The organism is Ectopseudomonas toyotomiensis, from assembly GCF_017167985.1.
Taxonomy (GTDB): Bacteria; Pseudomonadota; Gammaproteobacteria; order Pseudomonadales; family Pseudomonadaceae; genus Aquipseudomonas; species Aquipseudomonas toyotomiensis.
Genome location: NZ_CP070505.1, coordinates 1,536,267 through 1,554,301 on the forward strand (window position 1 = coordinate 1,536,267; position 18,035 = coordinate 1,554,301).

Sequence of the window (18,035 nt, forward strand, 5' to 3'; positions counted from 1 at the left end):
CCTTACTCCAGTCTTGCGCCAATCGCCTGACAAAAGCGGAGCCCGGCATTAGGCTCTGTAGCAGACGATCAGGAGCCTCATCGATGCGCCTTCATTCACTAGCACTGCTCGGTTTCTGCCTGCTCTCCTGTCCCGCGGCCTGGGCCGAGGAGCCGCCCGAGAATGCGCCGGCTGATAGCGCCGACGCCCCCGCGGCGAGCGAACGTCCTCTGTTGCCCGAACGCAGCGTCAGCGACGCGCAGACGCTGGAGCAACGTCTGGACAAACGTGAGCAGCAGATGCTGCAGGCCGGCGCCGAAAGTTTTCTCGCCCTGTGGCTGCCTGCCAACGTCGGCGAGCCCAGTGGTGCGGTGATTCTGCTGCCCGGTGATGTGGAAAACGCCGACGGCGCCGCCGCGATCGGCCCGCTGCGGCGCAAGCTGCCCGACGCCGGCTGGCACAGCCTGAGCCTGACGCTGCCGGACCCGGACGGTGACCCGCTGCCACTGCGCACTGCCGCCACTGCAACAGCGGCACCGCAAAGCGATGCCCCCACTACCGAGAGCGCTCCTGCCGCCGAAAGCCCGCCTGAAGCGACCGTAGCCGAGGCTACACAACCAGCCGACAGCGGCGCGATCAGCCCAGAGCAAAGGCGTCAGGCGCATGTCGAGCGGGTGATGGCCCGCATCGATGCCGCCATCGCCTTCGCCAACCAGCAGCAGGCCAGGGAAATCGTCCTCCTAGGTCATGGCAGTGGCGCCTACTGGGCTGCGCGCTACCTGAGCGAGCGCCAGCCGGACAACGTGCAGAATCTGCTGATGGTGGCAGCCGAACTACCTGTCGGCTTTGCGCCGCCACTGGATGAGATGGTCGCGCAGCTGGCCGTGGCCACTGGCGACTTCTTCTACAAGGACCAAGCCACCGAGCGCATGGCTGCGTTGAAACGCCTGCAGGCGAGCAAGCGAGCCAAGCTGCCCACCTACATACAGGTATCGATGAAAGCCCTGCCGGGTAACCTGGATGTTCAGCAAGAGCAGCTTTATCGCCGTCTACGTGGCTGGTTGACGCAGCATATTCGCACCGCAGGCAGCTAGTAGTCTGTTGAAACTACCTGCTAGCGAATGCCTCGGCGCTGGCGAATCAGCGCATAGGCCTGATGCAGTTGGCGCGTGGTGTCGGTGGCTTCACGAATGCGCTCAGACGAAGCGCCGGAGCCGGCCAGTTTGTCCGGGTGATGGCGGCTGAGCAGGCGCCGGTAGGCGCGCTTGATCTGCTCAGGCTCGCTGCCTTCATTCACACCCAACAGCCGCAGCGCCTCCTGGTAACTGCCGCCAGCCGGTGCCGGCTGCTGACTGCGACGCGGCGCGTATTCCTCGCCCAGGCTATCGAGCCGGGTGCTGTCCCAGCCGAGCCACTTGCCCCAGAGCAGAATTAGCTCATGCTCACTGGCCGATACCCGTCCATCGACCCAGGCCATGCGCCAGCAGGCCCGCAGCATGGCATCGGCGCGCTCACGCTGACGCTGCAGCGGCGCACGCAGGTTGTCACGCCCGGTCTTGCCCCGGGCGAAGGCCTCGATGGCACGTCGCTGAGCCGCAGCGTCCAACCCCAGCCTTTGCATTTCCGAGCGAGCCTGCTGGATATGGCTCTGCACCACCCGACCGTCACTCTTGGCCAGACGCCCCAGCATCAGAAACAGCAGGTCGTCATCCGACGGCGCCGCACGACCGCCCAGACGCTCGCGCAGGTTGTCCCAGCCATGCAGGCGCAGACGACGGTCCAGCACCTGCCCGAGCAGACCGCCCAGCAGAGCACCTGGGATGCTGGCCAGGGCGAGCCCGGCTGCTGCCCCGAGCATGGTGGCCGGCCACAACACCTAGCGTGCCTCCTGCAGCAAGCGCTCGACTTCGGCCAGGCGCTCGTGCGTACCGACATCGACCCAGCAGCCGCCATAATGCTCGCCGCTGACCTGCCCGGCCGCCATCGCCTCACGCAGCAGCGGCGCCAGCTTGAAGGCGCCGGGTTGAGAAGAACCGAACAGACGCGGATGCAGCACGGCAAGACCGCTATAGGTCAGCCGCTCACCCATCGTGCCGCTGTCCTGCACCTGGCCGGCCGCCAGAACGAAGTCGCCCTGCGGGTGATGCGCCGGGTTATCCACCAGAACCAGATGTGCCAGACCGGCGAGCGGCTCGCGTAGCGCGGCGAAGGCGTAGTCGGTGAAGATATCGCCATTGACCACCAGAAACGGCTCAGCGCCCAGCAGCGGCAGCGCCTTGAAGATGCCGCCACCCGTTTCCAGCGGCTCACCTTCGGGGGAATAGACGATACGCACACCGAAGCGCGAGCCATCGCCGAGGTAGTCCTCGATCTGCTGGCCTAGCCAGGCGTGGTTGATCACCAGCTCGGTGAAGCCTGCAGCAGCCAGCGCACGGATGTGGTACTCGATCAACGGCACGCCCGCCACCTGCACCAGCGGTTTGGGTGTATGCAGCGTCAAAGGACGCATGCGCTCGCCCTTACCCGCCGCGAGAATCATCGCCTTCATGCACGTGCCCCTTCATCTTTCGCCAGGCTGGCGAACAGCTCACCCAACTCGGCGAGCTCCGGCCGACGCGCCAGCACAGCTTCTATATATGAGAAGAAACGCGGCACATCGCCGAGGTATTTGGGCTTGCCATCGCGGTGGCAGATGCGCGCGAAGATGCCGATGACCTTGAGGTGGCGCTGCACGCCCATCAGGTCGCTGGCTCGCAGAAAGTCTTCGAACGATGCCTGTAGCGGAATACCCGCCGCCTTGGCACGTTCCCAGTAGCCGTGCAGCCAGGCCTGCACGCGCGCCTCGGGCCAACTGAGGAAGGCATCCTTGAACAGGCAGGTGATGTCATAGGTGACCGGGCCGTTGACGGCATCCTGGAAGTCCAGCACGCCGGGGTTCGGTGCACTCTGCATCAGGTTGCGCGGCATGAAGTCGCGGTGCACCACCACCTTGGGCTGCGCCAGGGCGCTGTCGATCAACAGGCGGCTGATACGTTGCCACGCTGCTTCCTGCTCAGGTGTGAAGGCATGCCCCAGATGGCGTTGTACGTACCACTCGGGAAACAGCTGCAACTCACGACGCAGCAACGCCTCATCGTAATGCGGCAGATGGCTGTCGAGGGGCAAGCGCTGCTGCAGCAGCAAGGCCTCGATGGCATCGTCGAACAACTCGTCGGCATTGTATTCGTTTATCACGTCCAGATAGGTCTGGCGGCCCAGGTCATCGAGAATCAGGAAGCCCTGCTCAAGATCGGCAGCCAGCACCTGCGGCACATGCACACCGGCGCTGGACAGCAATGCCGCGATACGCACGAAGGGCTCGCAGTTTTCCTGAGGTGGCGGCGCATCCATCAGAATCAGGCTGCGCTCACCGGCCTGCCAACGAAAATAGCGACGAAAGCTGGCGTCGCTACTGGCAGGCGTGAGCCCGGCCTCAGGCACCGCGCCCCAGTCGCGCACTGCGAAGAGGGGGGGCAGTTGCTCGGCGAGCCAGGTTTGCAGCTGTTGCAGTCGTACATCGTGTTCAGACATCAAGGGGTCTCCGACGGCGCTAGCCGTTGCGCGGGTCATGCTTTATTATCCAGCATCTTTTTCAGCCCATCGAGAGGCGTGCGGCCCCTGGGCCGATAGCGCGCAGGAAGCCCGGACTAACAAGATGGCAGTAAAATACCCCGCGTTCCGCAAGAAATTCCCGCTGCTGGTCACCGGCAGCCTTCTGGCCCTACAGCCCGCGTTCAGCCTACAGTCCTTTGCCGCCGAGCAATACGATTGCCAGGCGTCGCCCACGGGCGGCTGGGCCTGCGCGCCGAAATCAGCGGCCAGCGCCCTGCCTCCGCGCCCGGTGCACAGCCGTGATGCTGTCAGCACCAGCGGTGCCACCAGCGAGGCGGTAGCCAAGCAGGATACCGCCCCGGTGCTGGTCACCGAGAGCAAGGGCCGCGCCCTCGCCTCGCGCAGCCCCGATTACAGCCACTTGGACTGGGTCCCACGCGATAAGTTGACTGCCGCGCAACTGGCCGAGGCCGGTCCTTACTGCGCAGGCGCCTACGTCGAGCCGCTGCGTCCGGGCATGGATGACACCACGCCGCTGGACGAGTCGCCGATGTACGTTTCCGCCAAGGCCTCGCGCTTCGAGCAGGAAAAGCAGATCGCCACCCTCGCCGGTGACGTCGTCCTGCGCCAGTCCGGTATGCAGGTCGAGGCCGACGAGGCCAGCCTGCACCAGACGGAAAACCGTGGCGAGCTGGTCGGCAACGTACGCCTGCGCGACAAGGGCATGCTGGTGGTCGGCGACCGCGCCGAACTGCAACTGGATAACGGCGAAGCCCGTATCGACAACGCCGAATACGTGATGCATCAGGCTCATGTGCGCGGCAGCGCGCTCTACGCCAAGCGCGAAGAGACCGCGATCATCCGCCTCAAGGATGGCACCTATACCCGTTGCGAACCGGGCGACAATGCCTGGCACCTGAAGGGCAACAACGTCACCCTGAACCCGGCGACCGGCTTCGGTACCGCGACCAACGTGACGCTGCGGGTCAAGGACATTCCGGTGTTCTACACCCCGTACATTTACTTCCCGATCGACGACCGTCGCCAATCCGGTTTCCTGCCGCCGAGCATCGGCACGTCGAGCAGCAACGGCTTCTCGCTGCAAACGCCGTACTACTTCAACCTGGCGCCGAACTACGACGCCACGCTGTACCCGACCTACATGGCCAAACGCGGCCTACTGATGGAAGGTGAGTTCCGCTACCTGACCGAGAGCAGCGAAGGCCAGATCGGCACTGCCTACCTCGACGACAGCGAAGACGAGCGCAAACTGCAGTCCGAGTACGAAGATCAGCGCTGGATGTACAGCTGGCAGCACAAGCAGGGGCTGAACTCGCGCCTGCTCGCCGAAGTCGACTACACCGACATCAGCGACCCCTACTACTTCCAGGATCTCGATACCGATCTGGGCATCGACAAGCAAACCTACGTCGACCAGCGCGGCACGCTGACCTATCGCGGTGACAGCTATACCGCACGCCTGAACGTGCATGCATACGAACTGGCCAACATCACTGATGTGACGCCGTATGACCGTCTGCCGCAGATCACCCTGGACGGCAAGCTGCCGTTCAATCCGGGCGGTCTGGACTTCACCTACGGAACCGAGTACGTGCGCTTCGATCGCAACCTGCGCTCGGGCTTCTTCATCGACAAGGATGGCGTAACCGGTCGCCCGCAAGACCTCTGGTACGACGAACGTCTGACCGGCCTATCAAGGGCCGATGGTGAACGGCTGCACCTCGAACCAGGCGTTAGCCTGCCGCTGAACTGGAGCTGGGGCTTCGTCAAACCTCAGGTCAAGTACCTGCAGACCAACTATGACATCAGCCTGGATCAGCAAGGCAAAGACACGTTGCTGGCTGAGCAGAATTACAAGGGCACACAGAGCCGCGGTGTAGGCCTGATCAGTGTCGACAGCGGCCTGTATTTCGACCGCAACACCCAACTGTTTGGCAAAGACGCCCGCCAGACCCTGGAACCGCGTGCGTTCTACCTCTATGTGCCGGAAGAAGACCAGACCGATATCCCGGTATTCGACACGGGCGAGCCGACGTTCAGCTACGCCTCGCTGTGGCGTGAAAACCGCTTCAGTGGCAAGGATCGCATCGGTGACGAGAACAAGCTGTCGCTGGGTGTGACCAGCCGCTGGATCGAGTCGAATGGCTTCGAGCGTCAGCGTTTCAGCATCGGCCAGGCCTTCTACTTCGAAGACCGCAAGGTACAGCTGCCGGGCATCGACTACCGTGCCCGCCAGGAAGCCACCGCCGACGTCTCGCCTTATGCGCTGGAGTACCTGTATCGCTTCAATCGCGACTGGCGCTTCTCCTCGACTTTCAACTGGGATCCGGACCAGCACGCCACCCGCTCGGGCAGCGCAATGTTCCATTACCAGCCGGAAGCCAATCCGAACAAGATCGTCAACTTCGGTTATCGCTATCGTAACGACACCGTGCGTTATGACCGTGACAGCGGTACCTGGACGACCAACCCGGACTACGGTAGCGAGACCCTTGCCGACGGCTCGCCGAACCCCAACTACATCAAGAACTACTACAAGATCGACCAGCATGACTTCTCCGTCATCTGGCCGCTGGCTCCGCAGTGGAGCCTGATCTCGCGCTGGCAGTACGACTATGGCCGCAACCGTACCTTGGAAGCCTTCGGTGGTTTCGAGTACGACAGCTGCTGCTGGAAACTGCGCCTGATCAACCGCTACTGGATCGATTACGACGAAGTCAGCCTCGACCCATCGCGCAACGACGAGCCGGACCGCGGCATCTTCCTGCAGATCGTCCTCAAGGGCCTCGGCGGCGTTGTTGGCAACAAGGTGGAATCTTTCCTCGACCAAGGCATTCAAGGTTACCGTGAACGTGAAGACCAAGCTTTCTGATCGCCTGCGCCCCCTGCTATTGGGCGCAGCACTGCTGGCAGCAATGGCTCAGGCCCAGGTTCTCCCACTGGATCGCGTCGTGGCCATCGTCGACAACGACGTAGTCATGCAGAGCCAGCTCGACGCTCGCCTGCGTGAAGTGCAACAGACCATCGACAAGCGCGGTGGCGCCCTGCCTCCGGAGAACGTACTCAGCCAGCAGGTGCTCGAACGCCTGATCATCGAGAACATCCAGCTGCAGATCGGCGACCGCTCCGGCATTCGTATCACCGACGAAGAGCTGAACCAGGCCATGGGCACCATCGCCCAGCGCAACGGCATGAGCCTGGAGCAGTTCCGCGAAGCGCTGGCTCGTGATGGCCTGTCCTATGCCGATGCCCGTGATCAGGTGCGTCGCGAGATGATCATTAGCCGTGTGCGTCAGCGCCGCGTGGCCGAACGCATCCAGGTCACCGACCAGGAAGTGCAGAACTTCCTCGCCTCGGACCTGGGCAAGATGCAGCTGTCGGAAGAGTTCCGTCTGGCCAATATCCTGATTCCGGTTTCCGAGGGCGCGTCCTCCAACGAAATCCAGGCCGCCGAGCGGCAGGCGCAGGAGGTGTATCAGCAACTGCAGCAAGGCGCAGACTTCGCCCAACTGGCGATTTCCCGTTCGGCCAGTGAAACCGCGCTGGAAGGCGGCGAAATGGGCTGGCGTAAAGCCGGTCAGCTGCCGCCGCCGTTCGACAACATGATCAGCCAGCTGAGCCCGGGCGAAGTCACCGAGCCGGTGCGTACACCGGGCGGCTTCATCATCCTCAAGCTGATCGAGAAGCGTGGTGGCGATACTCAGGTGCGTGACGAAGTGCATGTTCGCCACATCCTGATCAAGCCCAGCGAGATTCGCAGCGAAGAAGAAACCCGTCGCCTGGTCGAGCGCCTGTATCAGCGCATCGTCGATGGCGAAGACTTCGCCGAACTGGCGAAGAGCTTCTCCGAAGATCCGGGCTCTGCGCTCAATGGTGGCGACCTGAACTGGATCGACCCCAACGCGCTGGTGCCCGAGTTCCGTGAAGTGATGAACAACACTGCCAGCGGCGAGCTGTCCAAGCCGTTCAAGAGTCCTTACGGCTGGCACGTGCTGCAGGTCATGGGCCGCCGCGCCACTGACAGCAGCGCGCAGTTCCGCGAGCAACAGGCCGCAAACCTGCTGCGTAACCGCAAATACGACGAGGAGCTGCAGGCCTGGCTGCGCCAGATCCGCGACGAAGCCTACGTCGAGACCAAGCTGTAATAGCGGTATCGTCCCAAAAGCCCGGCCAAGTGCCGGGCTTTTTCGTTATTGGCCTGGCAGCGTAAACTGACGCCCCAGCCCGCACAGAGAGCGACCATGACTGCGCAGCACTGCTTTGCCCTCACACCTGGCGAGCCCGCCGGTATCGGTCCTGATCTCTGCCTGCTGCTGGCCCGCCAGGCGCAGCCAGCGCCTCTGGTCGCCATCGCCAGTCGCGAGCTACTGGCAGAACGCGCTAAGCAGCTGGGGCTGAATATCGAATTGCTGACCGTCGGCCCGCAGCGATGGCCAGACAGCCCCGCAGCGGCTGGCACCCTCTACGTCTGGGACACGCCCCTGGCGACGCCTGCCATACCCGGCAAACTGACGCCCGCCAACGCCGCCTACGTGCTGCAGACCCTCACCCGCGCAGGCCAAGGCTGCCTGGACGGAACATTTGCCGGGATGATCACGGCGCCCGTACACAAGGGCGTGATCAACGAAGCGGGTATCGCCTTCTCTGGCCACACCGAATTTCTCGCCGAACTGACCCACACCCAGCAGGTGGTGATGATGCTGGCGACCCGCGGCCTGCGCGTGGCGCTGGTCACCACTCACCTGCCACTGAAGGATGTCGCGGCAGCCATCACCGCCGAACGTCTGGAGCGTGTGACCCGCATCCTGCATGCCGATCTGCAAAGCAAGTTCGGCATCGCCGAGCCGCGCATCCTGGTGTGCGGGCTCAATCCGCACGCAGGCGAAGGCGGGCATCTGGGACGGGAGGAAATCGAGATCATCGAACCGACGCTGCAGCGTCTGCGCAGCGAAGGCATGAACCTGATCGGCCCGCTGCCGGCCGATACCCTGTTCACCCCCAAGTATCTCGACCATGCCGACGCCGTACTGGCCATGTACCACGACCAGGGCCTGCCAGTGCTCAAGTTCAAGGGCTTCGGTGCGGCGCTCAATGTCACGCTGGGCCTGCCGATCATCCGCACCTCGGTGGATCATGGTACTGCCCTGGATCTGGCCGGTACCGGCAAGGTGGACATCGGCAGCCTGCAGGTGGCACTGGAAACCGCCTACCAGATGGCCGCCAGCCGCCCGGAATGAACCACTGAGACCACGGCCCGCGCCCGCGGCGCCATTCGCTGGTAGACTGTGCGACTTTCTTTTTTGCATCCAGCCTCGAGCAAAACGCCTCGAGGCGCTGCGCGGAGCCGTACATGTCCGAATACCAACACCGCGCGCGCAAGCGCTTCGGCCAGAACTTCCTGCATGATGCCGGGGTGATCGACCGCATCCTGCGCGCCATTCGCGCCAAGGAAGACGAACGCCTGCTGGAAATCGGCCCAGGCCAGGGTGCCATTACCGAAGGGTTGCTCGGCAGCGGTGCGCAGCTCGACGTGATCGAACTCGACCTCGACCTGATCCCCATCCTGCAAGGCAAGTTCGGCGACAATCCGCGCTTTCGCCTGAATCAGGGCGACGCGCTGAAATTCGACTTCGCCCGCCTCGAAGCTGCGCCACGCAGCCTGCGCGTGGTCGGCAACCTGCCCTACAACATCTCCACGCCGCTGATTTTCCATCTGCTGGACAACGCGCCACTGATTCGCGACATGCACTTCATGCTGCAGAAGGAAGTGGTCGAACGCATGGCCGCCGGCCCGGGCGGTGGCGATTGGGGGCGGCTGTCGATCATGGTGCAATACCACTGCCGCGTGGAGCATCTGTTCAACGTCGGCCCCGGCGCCTTCAACCCGCCACCCAAGGTCGACTCGGCCATCGTCCGTCTGGTGCCGCATGAAACCCTGCCGCACCCGGCCAAAGACCATCGCCTGCTCGAACGCGTCGTGCGTGAGGCCTTCAACCAACGCCGCAAGACCCTGCGCAACACGCTCAAACAATTGCTGCCCGCCGAGGCCATCGAAGCGGTAGGCGTCGACGGCAGCCTGCGCCCCGAGCAGCTGGATCTGGCCGCCTTCGTCCGCCTGGCCGACCAGCTGGCCCTGCAGCCTTCGGCCGAGCAGGACTAAACTGCAATCACGCTCAACGGATCATGTGCATGTCCGACCCTCGCTATCAGATCGACGTCAGTGTCACCACCCGCTACCTGGCTGCGCAATCGCAGCCGGAGCAGAACCGCTACGCGTTCTCCTACACCGTGACCATCGTCAATAACGGTGAGCTACCGGCCCAATTGCTGTCGCGTCACTGGGTCATCACCGACGGCGACGGCCGCGTGCAGGAAGTGCGTGGTGCCGGGGTGATCGGCCAGCAGCCGCATATCGCTCCCGGCGCCAGCCACACCTACAGCAGCGGCACGGTAATGGCCACGCAGGTCGGCACCATGCAGGGCAGCTACCAGATGCTCGCCGAGGACGGCAAACGCTTCGACGCGACTATCGCGCCCTTCCGCCTGGCCGTACCGGGAGCCCTTCACTGATGGCGGTGTATGCCGTCGGCGACCTGCAGGGTTGCCTCAAACCGCTCAAGTGTCTGCTCGAGCAAGTGTCCTTCGATCCCGCGCAAGACCAGCTGTGGCTGGTCGGCGATCTGGTCAACCGCGGCCCGCAGTCGCTGGAAACCCTGCGTTTTCTCTACTCCATTCGCCATGCGATCACCTGTGTGCTGGGCAACCATGACCTGCACCTGCTGGCTGTCGCGCACAACATCGAGCGTCTGAAGAAGGGCGATACCCTGCGCGAGATTCTCGATGCGCCGGACCGCAACGATCTGCTCGATTGGCTGCGCATGCAGAAACTGGTGCACCACGACGCCGAACGCAAGGTGACCCTGGTGCATGCCGGCATCCCGCCGCAATGGACGCTGAGCAAGGCACTGCGCCGCGCAGCCGAAGTCGAAGAAGCATTGCGTGACGATGCCCGTCTACCGCTATTTCTCGACGGCATGTACGGCAACGAACCGGCCAAATGGAACAAGGAACTGCACGGCGTCACCCGCCTGCGGGTGATCACCAATTATTTCACCCGCATGCGCTTCTGCACGGCAGATGGCATGCTGGATCTGAAGAGCAAGGAAGGCGTCGGCAGCGCACCGCCAGGCTTCGCCCCCTGGTTCAGCCACCCGCAGCGAAAGATGCGCGGCGAGAAGATCATCTTCGGTCACTGGGCAGCGCTGGAAGGCAACTGCACGGAACCCGGCCTCTACGCGCTGGATACCGGCTGCGTCTGGGGCGGTGCGATGACCCTGCTCGACGTCGACAGCGGAGCACTGCACCGCTGCACCTGCCCCAAGGCATAAGCGCCCGAGGCGCACCACGAATCCAAAGGTCTGCGAACATGAGCGAATTCAAGCGTATTTCCCCACAACAGGCGCAGGAGCTGCGCACCCAGGGCGCCGTCGTGGTCGACATTCGCGACCCGCAGAGCTTCGCCAATGGTCATATCAGCGGCTCGCGTCACCTGGACAATCACTCGCTGCATGATTTCATCAGCCACGCCGACCTCGACGCGCCATTGATCGTCTCCTGCTACCACGGCAACTCCAGCCAGAGCGCCGCAGCCTACCTGGTCGGTCAGGGTTTCTCCGAGGTGTACAGCCTCGACGGCGGTTTCGAGCTATGGCGCGCCACCTACCCAAGCGAGACCGCGCAAAGTTCCGAAGAATAAATTTCTTCACGCGGCAAGCCGCGTCCGCTCTGGCCTGCCGCCACTTCCCGACGTACGGTAACATCCCGTTATCGTTGTCTCGCCCTTGACGCTCTGCAGAACGAACTATTCTGTTACTCAGGCCATCCCACTGAAGGTAGAGCCGGCAAACCGGCATCGGGCCATCGGTAACGACTTTTAGGTTTTGGGGGATTGTTCCCGACTTCTTCGGAGCCGGAGTTACCCAGCACCTGCACGCACGACCGATCCCGAGCCAGCTTTCAGCATCGAGCGAGGTGAAGTCATGAGCATTTTCAGTCACTTCCAACAACGTTTCGAGGCGACCCGCCAGGAGGAGTACTCGCTGCAGGAGTACCTCGAACTGTGCAAACAGGATCGCAGCGCCTACGCCACTGCGGCCGAGCGCCTGCTGATGGCCATTGGCGAGCCGGAACTGCTGGACACCTCCAGCGATTCACGGCTGTCACGCATCTTCTCCAACAAGGTCATCCGCCGTTATCCGGCCTTTGCCGACTTCCATGGCATGGAAGAGTGCATCGACCAGATCGTCTCCTACTTCCGCCATGCCGCTCAGGGCCTGGAAGAGAAGAAGCAGATTCTCTATCTGCTCGGTCCGGTAGGCGGCGGTAAATCCTCGCTGGCCGAAAAGCTCAAGCAACTGATGGAGAAGGTACCCTTCTACGCCATCAAGGGCTCACCGGTATTCGAGTCGCCCCTGGGGCTGTTCAACGCCACCGAGGACGGCGCCATCCTCGAAGAGGATTACGGCATCCCACGGCGCTACCTCAACTCGATCATGTCGCCCTGGGCCACCAAGCGTCTGCAGGAGTTCGGCGGCGACATCAGCCAGTTCCGCGTGGTCAAACTGTACCCCTCGATCCTCAACCAGATCGCCGTGGCCAAGACCGAACCGGGCGACGAGAACAACCAGGACATCTCCGCCCTGGTCGGCAAGGTGGATATCCGCAAGCTGGAGGAATACCCGCAGAACGACGCCGACGCCTACAGCTACTCGGGCGCACTGTGCCGCGCCAACCAGGGCCTGATGGAATTCGTCGAGATGTTCAAGGCGCCGATCAAGGTGCTGCACCCGCTGCTGACCGCTACCCAGGAAGGCAACTACAACAGCACCGAAGGCCTCGGCGCGATTCCCTACAGCGGCATCCTGCTGGCCCACTCCAACGAGTCCGAGTGGCACAGCTTCCGCAACAACAAGAACAACGAGGCCTTCATCGACCGTATCTACATCGTCAAGGTGCCCTACTGCCTGCGCGTGACCGACGAGATCAAGATCTACGACAAGCTGTTGATCAACAGCTCGCTGGCCAGGGCCCATTGCGCGCCGGACACCCTGAAGATGCTTGCCCAGTTCTCCACCCTGTCGCGCCTGAAGGAACCGGAGAACTCCAACATCTACTCGAAGATGCGCGTCTACGACGGCGAGAACCTCAAGGACACCGACCCGAAAGCCAAGTCGATTCAGGAGTACCGCGACAGCGCGGGTGTCGATGAGGGCATGAACGGCCTGTCGACCCGCTTCGCCTTCAAGATCCTGTCCAAGGTGTTCAACTTCGACCCGCACGAGATCGCCGCCAACCCGGTACATCTGCTGTACGTGCTGGAGCAGCAGATCGAGCAGGAGCAGTTCCCTGCCGAGGTGCGCGAGCGCTACCTGCGCTACATCAAGGAATACCTGGCGCCGCGCTACATCGAGTTCATTGGCAAGGAAATCCAGACCGCTTATCTGGAGTCGTACAGCGAATACGGGCAGAACATCTTCGACCGCTACGTGCTGTACGCCGACTTCTGGATTCAGGATCAGGAGTACCGCGACCCGGAGACCGGCGAGATCCTCAACCGCGTGGCGCTCAACGAGGAGCTGGAGAAGATCGAGAAACCGGCCGGCATCAGCAACCCGAAGGATTTTCGCAACGAGATCGTCAACTTCGTGCTGCGCGCCCGCGCCAACAACAACGGCAAGAACCCCACCTGGCTCAGCTACGAGAAGCTGCGCGTGGTCATCGAGAAGAAGATGTTCTCCAACACCGAGGATCTGCTCCCGGTCATCAGCTTCAACGCCAAGGGCAGCAAGGAGGATCAGCAGAAGCACAACGACTTCGTCAAACGCATGGTCGAGCGCGGCTACACCGAGAAGCAGGTGCGCCTGCTGTCGGAGTGGTACCTGCGGGTTCGCAAGTCTCAGTAAGCCCTACCCGGCGCGCGGCGCGCGCCGTGTCATTCGCTGCTCGCCCGTGGCCACGGGCGGGCAAGAACCTGTTCAAAGTCTCGCGTGCTAGAGCGCTGCCAGGCGAAAACAGGTGAGGACCGGTCGGAGTCGCGTTCGACTTTACGAGCGATAAATGAGCAGTCCGAAACTGTTTTCAACGCAGCAGGGCCGACGCGCAGCAGACTCTGAGCAGGTTCGAAGGAGATGTCATGAGCTACGTGATCGACCGACGCCTCAACGGCAAGAACAAGAGCACGGTTAACCGCCAGCGCTTCCTGCGGCGTTACCGTGAACACATCAAGAAGGCGGTGGAGGAAGCCGTCAGCCGGCGCTCCATCACCGACATGGAGCACGGCGAGCAGATCAGCATTCCCGGTCGCGATATCGATGAGCCGGTGCTGCATCATGGCCGCGGCGGCAAGCAGACCATCGTCCACCCCGGCAACAAGGAATTCACCACCGGTGAACGCATCCCACGACCACAAGGCGGCGGTGGTGGGCGCGGCAGTGGCAAGGCGAGCAACTCCGGCGAAGGCATGGACGAGTTCGTGTTCCAGATCACCCAGGAGGAATTCCTCGATTTCATGTTCGAGGACCTGGAGTTGCCCAATCTGGTCAAGCGCCACCTGACCGGTGCGGAAACCTTCAAGACCGTGCGCGCCGGTATCAGCAACGAGGGCAACCCCTCGCGCATCAACATCGTGCGCACCCTGCGTTCGGCCCACGCGCGGCGCATCGCCCTGTCTGGTTCCAGCCGCGCCAAATTGCGCGACGCCAAGGCCGAACTGGAGCGATTGCGCCGGGAAGAGCCGGACAACTTCGGCGATATCCAGGCCATTCAGGAGGAAATCGAACGCCTCAGCGCGCGCATCCATCGTGTGCCGTTTCTCGACACCTTCGACCTCAAGTACAACCTGCTGACCAAGCAGCCCAATCCCAGCTCCAAGGCGGTGATGTTCTGCCTGATGGACGTCTCCGGCTCCATGACCCAGGCCACCAAGGACGTCGCCAAACGCTTCTTCATCCTCCTGTACCTGTTCCTCAAGCGCAATTACGACAAGATCGACGTGGTCTTCATCCGCCACCATACCAGTGCCAAGGAAGTGGACGAGGAGGAGTTCTTCTACTCCCGCGAAACCGGCGGCACCATCGTTTCCAGCGCCCTGAAGCTGATGCAGGAAGTCATGGCCGAGCGCTACCCGATCAACGAGTGGAACATCTATGCCGCCCAAGCGTCGGACGGCGACAACTGGAATGACGATTCACCGGTATGCAGGGATATATTGATCAACCAGATCATGCCGTTCGTGCAGTACTTCACCTATGTCGAGATCACCCCACGCGAACACCAGGCGTTGTGGTTCGAGTACGAACAAGTGGCCGAAGCCTTCGCCGACAGCTTCGCCCAGCAGCAACTGGTGTCCGCCGCGGACATCTACCCGGTGTTCCGCGAACTGTTCCAGCGTCGCCTGGTGAGTTGAGGGCCAAGCCATGAATGCCAGCAGCAGAAAGCGCGAGCCGATCTCCACCGGATCGGAGTGGACCTTCGACCTGATCCGCCAGTACGACAAGGAAATCGCCCGCATCGCCGAGCGCTATGCGCTGGACACCTACCCCAACCAGATCGAAGTGATCACCGCCGAGCAGATGATGGATGCCTACGCCTCGGTGGGCATGCCGCTTGGCTACCATCACTGGTCATACGGCAAGCATTTCCTTTCCACCGAAAAAGGCTACAAGCGCGGGCAGATGGGCCTGGCCTACGAGATCGTGATCAACTCCGATCCTTGCATCGCCTACCTGATGGAGGAAAACACCATCTGCATGCAGGCACTGGTGATCGCCCACGCGTGCTACGGCCACAACAGTTTCTTCAAGGGCAACTACCTGTTCCGTACCTGGACGGACGCCAGCTCTATCATCGATTACCTGGTGTTCGCCAAGCAGTACATCATGCAGTGTGAGGAGCGATACGGCATCGATGCGGTGGAGGAGCTGCTCGACTCCTGCCACGCGCTGATGAATTACGGCGTCGACCGTTACAAACGCCCCTACCCCATCTCCGCCGAGGAAGAACGGCGCCGGCAGAAAGATCGCGAAGAGCACCTGCAGAAGCAGATCAACGACCTGTGGCGCACCATTCCCAGGAACGCAGACAAGGGCAGCGAGAAGGACAGCAAGCGCTTCCCCGCCGAACCGCAGGAAAACATCCTCTATTTTCTGGAAAAACACGCGCCCTTGCTGGAGCCCTGGCAGCGCGAGGTGATCCGCATCGTGCGCAAGATCGCCCAGTACTTCTACCCGCAGCGCCAGACTCAGGTGATGAACGAAGGCTGGGCCACCTTCTGGCACTACACCCTGATGAACGATCTATACGACGAAGGCCTGGTCACCGACGGCTTCATGATGGAGTTCCTGCAGTCGCACACCAGCGTGGTCTACCAGCCGCCGTTCGACAGCCCCTACTACAGCGGTATCAATCCCTACGCCCTGGGTTTTGCCATGTACCGCGACATCCGCCGTATCTGCGAAAACCCCACCGAAGAGGACAAACGCTGGTTCCCGGACATCGCCGGCAGCGACTGGCTGACCACGCTCAAGTTCGCCATGAACAGCTTCAAGGACGAGAGCTTCATCCTGCAGTTCCTCTCGCCCAAGGTGATTCGCGACTTCAAGCTGTTCGGCATTCTCGACGACGACCAGAAGGACGAACTGCTGGTGCCGGCCATTCATGACGAACCGGGTTACCGCACCATCCGCGAACTACTCGCCGCGCAGTACAACCTGGGCAACCGCGAACCCAACGTGCAGATCTGGAACATCGACCGCCGCGGCGACCGCTCGCTGACCCTGCGCCATCAGCAGCACGACCGCAAACCATTGGGCGACTCCACCGGCGAAGTGCTCAAGCACCTGCACCGGCTGTGGGGCTTCGACATTCATCTGGAGGTCTGCCAAGGCGACCAGTTGATCACCACCCAGCATGTACCACCACGCGGCAGCTCGGAGAACGACAGCGAGTACCCGAGGCTGGACCTGATCATTCCGCCGATTTGATCGCCTGCGCGCTCGACACGTTCTTCGGTATCCTCTGCGCTCAGTGGAGGAACATACATGCAGATCTACAAAGTCGGCGGTGCCGTGCGCGATCGCCTGCTTGGCCGCCCCGTCAGTGAAGTGGATTGGGTCGTGGTCGGCGCCAGCGCCGAGCAGATGCTCGAACTCGGCTACCGCCCGGTGGGCGCCGACTTTCCGGTGTTCCTGCACCCGCAAACGGGCGAGGAATATGCTCTGGCCCGCACCGAGCGCAAGAGCGGGCGCGGCTATGGCGGCTTCACCTTCCATGCCAGCCCCGACGTCACCCTGGAACAGGACCTGATCCGCCGCGACCTCACCGTCAACGCCATGGCCGAGGACGACCAGGGTAACCTGATCGATCCCTATAACGGCCAGCAGGATCTTGAAGCCCGCATCCTGCGCCATGTTTCCCCGGCATTCGCCGAAGATCCGCTGCGTGTCCTGCGTGTGGCCCGCTTCGCCGCGCGCTATGCACCGCTCGGCTTCAGCGTCGCGCCAGAAACCCTGATGCTGATGCGTGAGTTGGCCGAGTCAGGCGAACTGGCCCACCTCACCGCCGAACGCAGCTGGAAGGAAATCTCCCGCGCCCTGATGGAGCCGCGCCCGGATGTGTTCGTCCAGGTGCTGCGCGACTGCGGCGCGCTGGCCGCCCTGCTGCCGGAAGTGGACGATCTGTTCGGTGTGCCGCAACCGCAGGCACACCATCCGGAAATCGATACCGGCGTGCATGTGCTCAGCGTGCTGCGCCAGTGTGCGGAGCACGACCAGCCGCTGAACGTGCGCTGGGCCAGCCTGCTGCATGACGTCGGCAAAGGCCTGACGCCCGAGGATGAGTGGCCGCGGCATATCGCTCACGAGCCAAAAGGCCTGCGCCTGATCCAGGCCATCAACGAACGCTGCAAAGCACCCCGTGACTGCGCCGAACTGGCAATGCTGGTCGGTGAGTTTCATACCCATGGCCATCGCGCGCTGGAGTTGCGTCCCTCGACGCTACTGGAACTGCTGCAACGCTTCGACGTGTTCCGCCGCCCGCAGCGCTTCGCCGAATTCGTCGCCGCTTGCGAGATGGATGCCCGCGGGCGCCAGGGCCTGGAACGGCGCGACTATCCACAAGCCGCTTACCTGCTGGGCGCAGCCGAGGTAGCGCGGCAGGTACCGGTCAAACCGTTGCTGGAGAAGGGATTCAAGGGTGCAGAGCTGGGCGAGGCGCTCAATCGCGAGCGCCTGAAGGCACTCAAGGCCTATAAGGAACAGCAAACAACAGAGCCCGGATGAAATCCGGGGTAGCACCCGACGCAAGTCCCGGGTCTCATCCGGGCTACAACCGCAGGGTGTCGCAGGGCCGTGCGCGTACCGGTAACCGTGGTGCGCGCGGCGCACCCT

At 62.6% G+C, this 18,035-nt stretch carries 15 protein-coding genes; 12 read left to right on the forward strand and 3 right to left on the reverse strand.

The window, feature by feature from the left end; genetic code table 11:
- Positions 1–83 precede the first annotated feature (83 nt).
- Positions 84–1,073, forward strand: coding sequence for an alpha/beta hydrolase family protein (locus tag JWV26_RS07125; RefSeq protein ID WP_206418705.1), 990 nt, complete (start codon positions 84–86; stop codon positions 1,071–1,073).
- Between the two features lie 20 nt (positions 1,074–1,093).
- Here JWV26_RS07125 and JWV26_RS07130 read toward each other — a convergent pair whose 3' ends face one another.
- Genes JWV26_RS07130 through JWV26_RS07140 form a run of 3 tightly spaced genes read right to left on the reverse strand, consistent with a single transcriptional unit; the run spans position 1,094 to position 3,549 of the window.
- Positions 1,094–1,855, reverse strand: coding sequence for a DnaJ domain-containing protein (locus tag JWV26_RS07130; protein WP_196459429.1), 762 nt, complete (start codon positions 1,853–1,855; stop codon positions 1,094–1,096).
- Entirely contained in the window at positions 1,856–2,527 is a 672-nt protein-coding gene (gene murU, locus JWV26_RS07135) for an N-acetylmuramate alpha-1-phosphate uridylyltransferase MurU (protein WP_206418706.1), read from the reverse strand.
- The gene (locus JWV26_RS07140) at positions 2,524–3,549 is read right to left on the reverse strand and encodes an aminoglycoside phosphotransferase family protein (protein WP_206418707.1); all 1,026 of its coding nucleotides are present in this window, start codon (positions 3,547–3,549) and stop codon (positions 2,524–2,526) included. Before JWV26_RS07140 ends, murU begins: the two co-directional genes overlap by 4 nt.
- A gap of 124 nt (positions 3,550–3,673) precedes the next feature.
- On the opposite strand from JWV26_RS07140, the gene JWV26_RS07145 reads away from it, so the two are divergent.
- From JWV26_RS07145 to JWV26_RS07195, 11 genes are all read left to right on the forward strand, one after another.
- Positions 3,674–6,463, forward strand: coding sequence for an LPS-assembly protein LptD (locus tag JWV26_RS07145; protein ID WP_206418708.1), 2,790 nt, complete (start codon positions 3,674–3,676; stop codon positions 6,461–6,463).
- Positions 6,444–7,736, forward strand: coding sequence for a peptidylprolyl isomerase (locus JWV26_RS07150; protein WP_206418709.1), 1,293 nt, complete (start codon positions 6,444–6,446; stop codon positions 7,734–7,736). The genes JWV26_RS07145 and JWV26_RS07150 overlap by 20 nt, the downstream gene beginning before the upstream one ends.
- A 96-nt stretch (positions 7,737–7,832) precedes the next feature.
- A complete protein-coding gene (gene pdxA, locus JWV26_RS07155) occupies positions 7,833–8,828 on the forward strand; it encodes a 4-hydroxythreonine-4-phosphate dehydrogenase PdxA (protein ID WP_196459419.1) in 996 nt (331 codons plus the stop codon).
- Positions 8,829–8,941: 113 nt separating this feature from the next.
- Positions 8,942–9,751 (forward strand): 16S rRNA (adenine(1518)-N(6)/adenine(1519)-N(6))-dimethyltransferase RsmA, encoded by an 810-nt coding sequence (gene rsmA, locus JWV26_RS07160; RefSeq protein WP_206418710.1) that lies wholly within the window; start codon positions 8,942–8,944, stop codon positions 9,749–9,751.
- A 29-nt stretch (positions 9,752–9,780) separates the two neighbouring features.
- Complete coding sequence (apaG, locus tag JWV26_RS07165) at positions 9,781–10,161, forward strand: Co2+/Mg2+ efflux protein ApaG (RefSeq protein ID WP_021488768.1); 381 nt, start codon at positions 9,781–9,783, stop codon at positions 10,159–10,161.
- On the forward strand, positions 10,161–10,979 hold the full coding sequence (locus JWV26_RS07170) for a symmetrical bis(5'-nucleosyl)-tetraphosphatase (RefSeq protein ID WP_074917218.1): 819 nt from the start codon (positions 10,161–10,163) through the stop codon (positions 10,977–10,979). The genes apaG and JWV26_RS07170 overlap by 1 nt, the downstream gene beginning before the upstream one ends.
- Before the next feature lie 38 nt (positions 10,980–11,017).
- The gene (gene glpE / locus JWV26_RS07175; RefSeq protein ID WP_079782660.1) at positions 11,018–11,347 is read left to right on the forward strand and encodes a thiosulfate sulfurtransferase GlpE; all 330 of its coding nucleotides are present in this window, start codon (positions 11,018–11,020) and stop codon (positions 11,345–11,347) included.
- A 283-nt stretch (positions 11,348–11,630) separates the two neighbouring features.
- Positions 11,631–13,553 carry a PrkA family serine protein kinase gene (locus JWV26_RS07180; protein ID WP_074917222.1) on the forward strand — a complete coding sequence of 641 codons (1,923 nt, stop codon included), beginning with the start codon at positions 11,631–11,633 and terminating at the stop codon, positions 13,551–13,553.
- A gap of 230 nt (positions 13,554–13,783) precedes the next feature.
- Positions 13,784–15,055, forward strand: a complete 1,272-nt coding sequence (locus JWV26_RS07185) for a YeaH/YhbH family protein (RefSeq protein WP_206418711.1) — start codon at positions 13,784–13,786, stop codon at positions 15,053–15,055.
- A gap of 10 nt (positions 15,056–15,065) precedes the next feature.
- Positions 15,066–16,631, forward strand: a complete 1,566-nt coding sequence (locus tag JWV26_RS07190; RefSeq protein ID WP_072425026.1) for a SpoVR family protein — start codon at positions 15,066–15,068, stop codon at positions 16,629–16,631.
- A gap of 57 nt (positions 16,632–16,688) precedes the next feature.
- The gene (locus JWV26_RS07195) at positions 16,689–17,927 is read left to right on the forward strand and encodes a multifunctional CCA addition/repair protein (protein ID WP_206418712.1); all 1,239 of its coding nucleotides are present in this window, start codon (positions 16,689–16,691) and stop codon (positions 17,925–17,927) included.
- The last annotated feature ends 108 nt before the right edge of the window (positions 17,928–18,035 follow it).

What these genes read in the sequence shown, in the direction of transcription:
- glpE (WP_079782660.1), top strand. Translation starts at nt 11,018, where the DNA reads ATGAGCGAATTCAAGCGTATTTCCCCACAACAGGCGCAGGAGCTGCGC.
- JWV26_RS07185 (WP_206418711.1), top strand. Translation starts at nt 13,784, where the DNA reads ATGAGCTACGTGATCGACCGACGCCTCAACGGCAAGAACAAGAGCACG.
- JWV26_RS07140 (WP_206418707.1), bottom strand. Translation starts at nt 3,549, where the DNA reads ATGTCTGAACACGATGTACGACTGCAACAGCTGCAAACCTGGCTCGCC.
- apaG (WP_021488768.1), top strand. Translation starts at nt 9,781, where the DNA reads ATGTCCGACCCTCGCTATCAGATCGACGTCAGTGTCACCACCCGCTAC.
- JWV26_RS07125 (WP_206418705.1), top strand. Translation starts at nt 84, where the DNA reads ATGCGCCTTCATTCACTAGCACTGCTCGGTTTCTGCCTGCTCTCCTGT.
- rsmA (WP_206418710.1), top strand. Translation starts at nt 8,942, where the DNA reads ATGTCCGAATACCAACACCGCGCGCGCAAGCGCTTCGGCCAGAACTTC.
- JWV26_RS07180 (WP_074917222.1), top strand. Translation starts at nt 11,631, where the DNA reads ATGAGCATTTTCAGTCACTTCCAACAACGTTTCGAGGCGACCCGCCAG.
- JWV26_RS07145 (WP_206418708.1), top strand. Translation starts at nt 3,674, where the DNA reads ATGGCAGTAAAATACCCCGCGTTCCGCAAGAAATTCCCGCTGCTGGTC.
- pdxA (WP_196459419.1), top strand. Translation starts at nt 7,833, where the DNA reads ATGACTGCGCAGCACTGCTTTGCCCTCACACCTGGCGAGCCCGCCGGT.
- JWV26_RS07170 (WP_074917218.1), top strand. Translation starts at nt 10,161, where the DNA reads ATGGCGGTGTATGCCGTCGGCGACCTGCAGGGTTGCCTCAAACCGCTC.
- JWV26_RS07190 (WP_072425026.1), top strand. Translation starts at nt 15,066, where the DNA reads ATGAATGCCAGCAGCAGAAAGCGCGAGCCGATCTCCACCGGATCGGAG.
- murU (WP_206418706.1), bottom strand. Translation starts at nt 2,527, where the DNA reads ATGAAGGCGATGATTCTCGCGGCGGGTAAGGGCGAGCGCATGCGTCCT.
- JWV26_RS07195 (WP_206418712.1), top strand. Translation starts at nt 16,689, where the DNA reads ATGCAGATCTACAAAGTCGGCGGTGCCGTGCGCGATCGCCTGCTTGGC.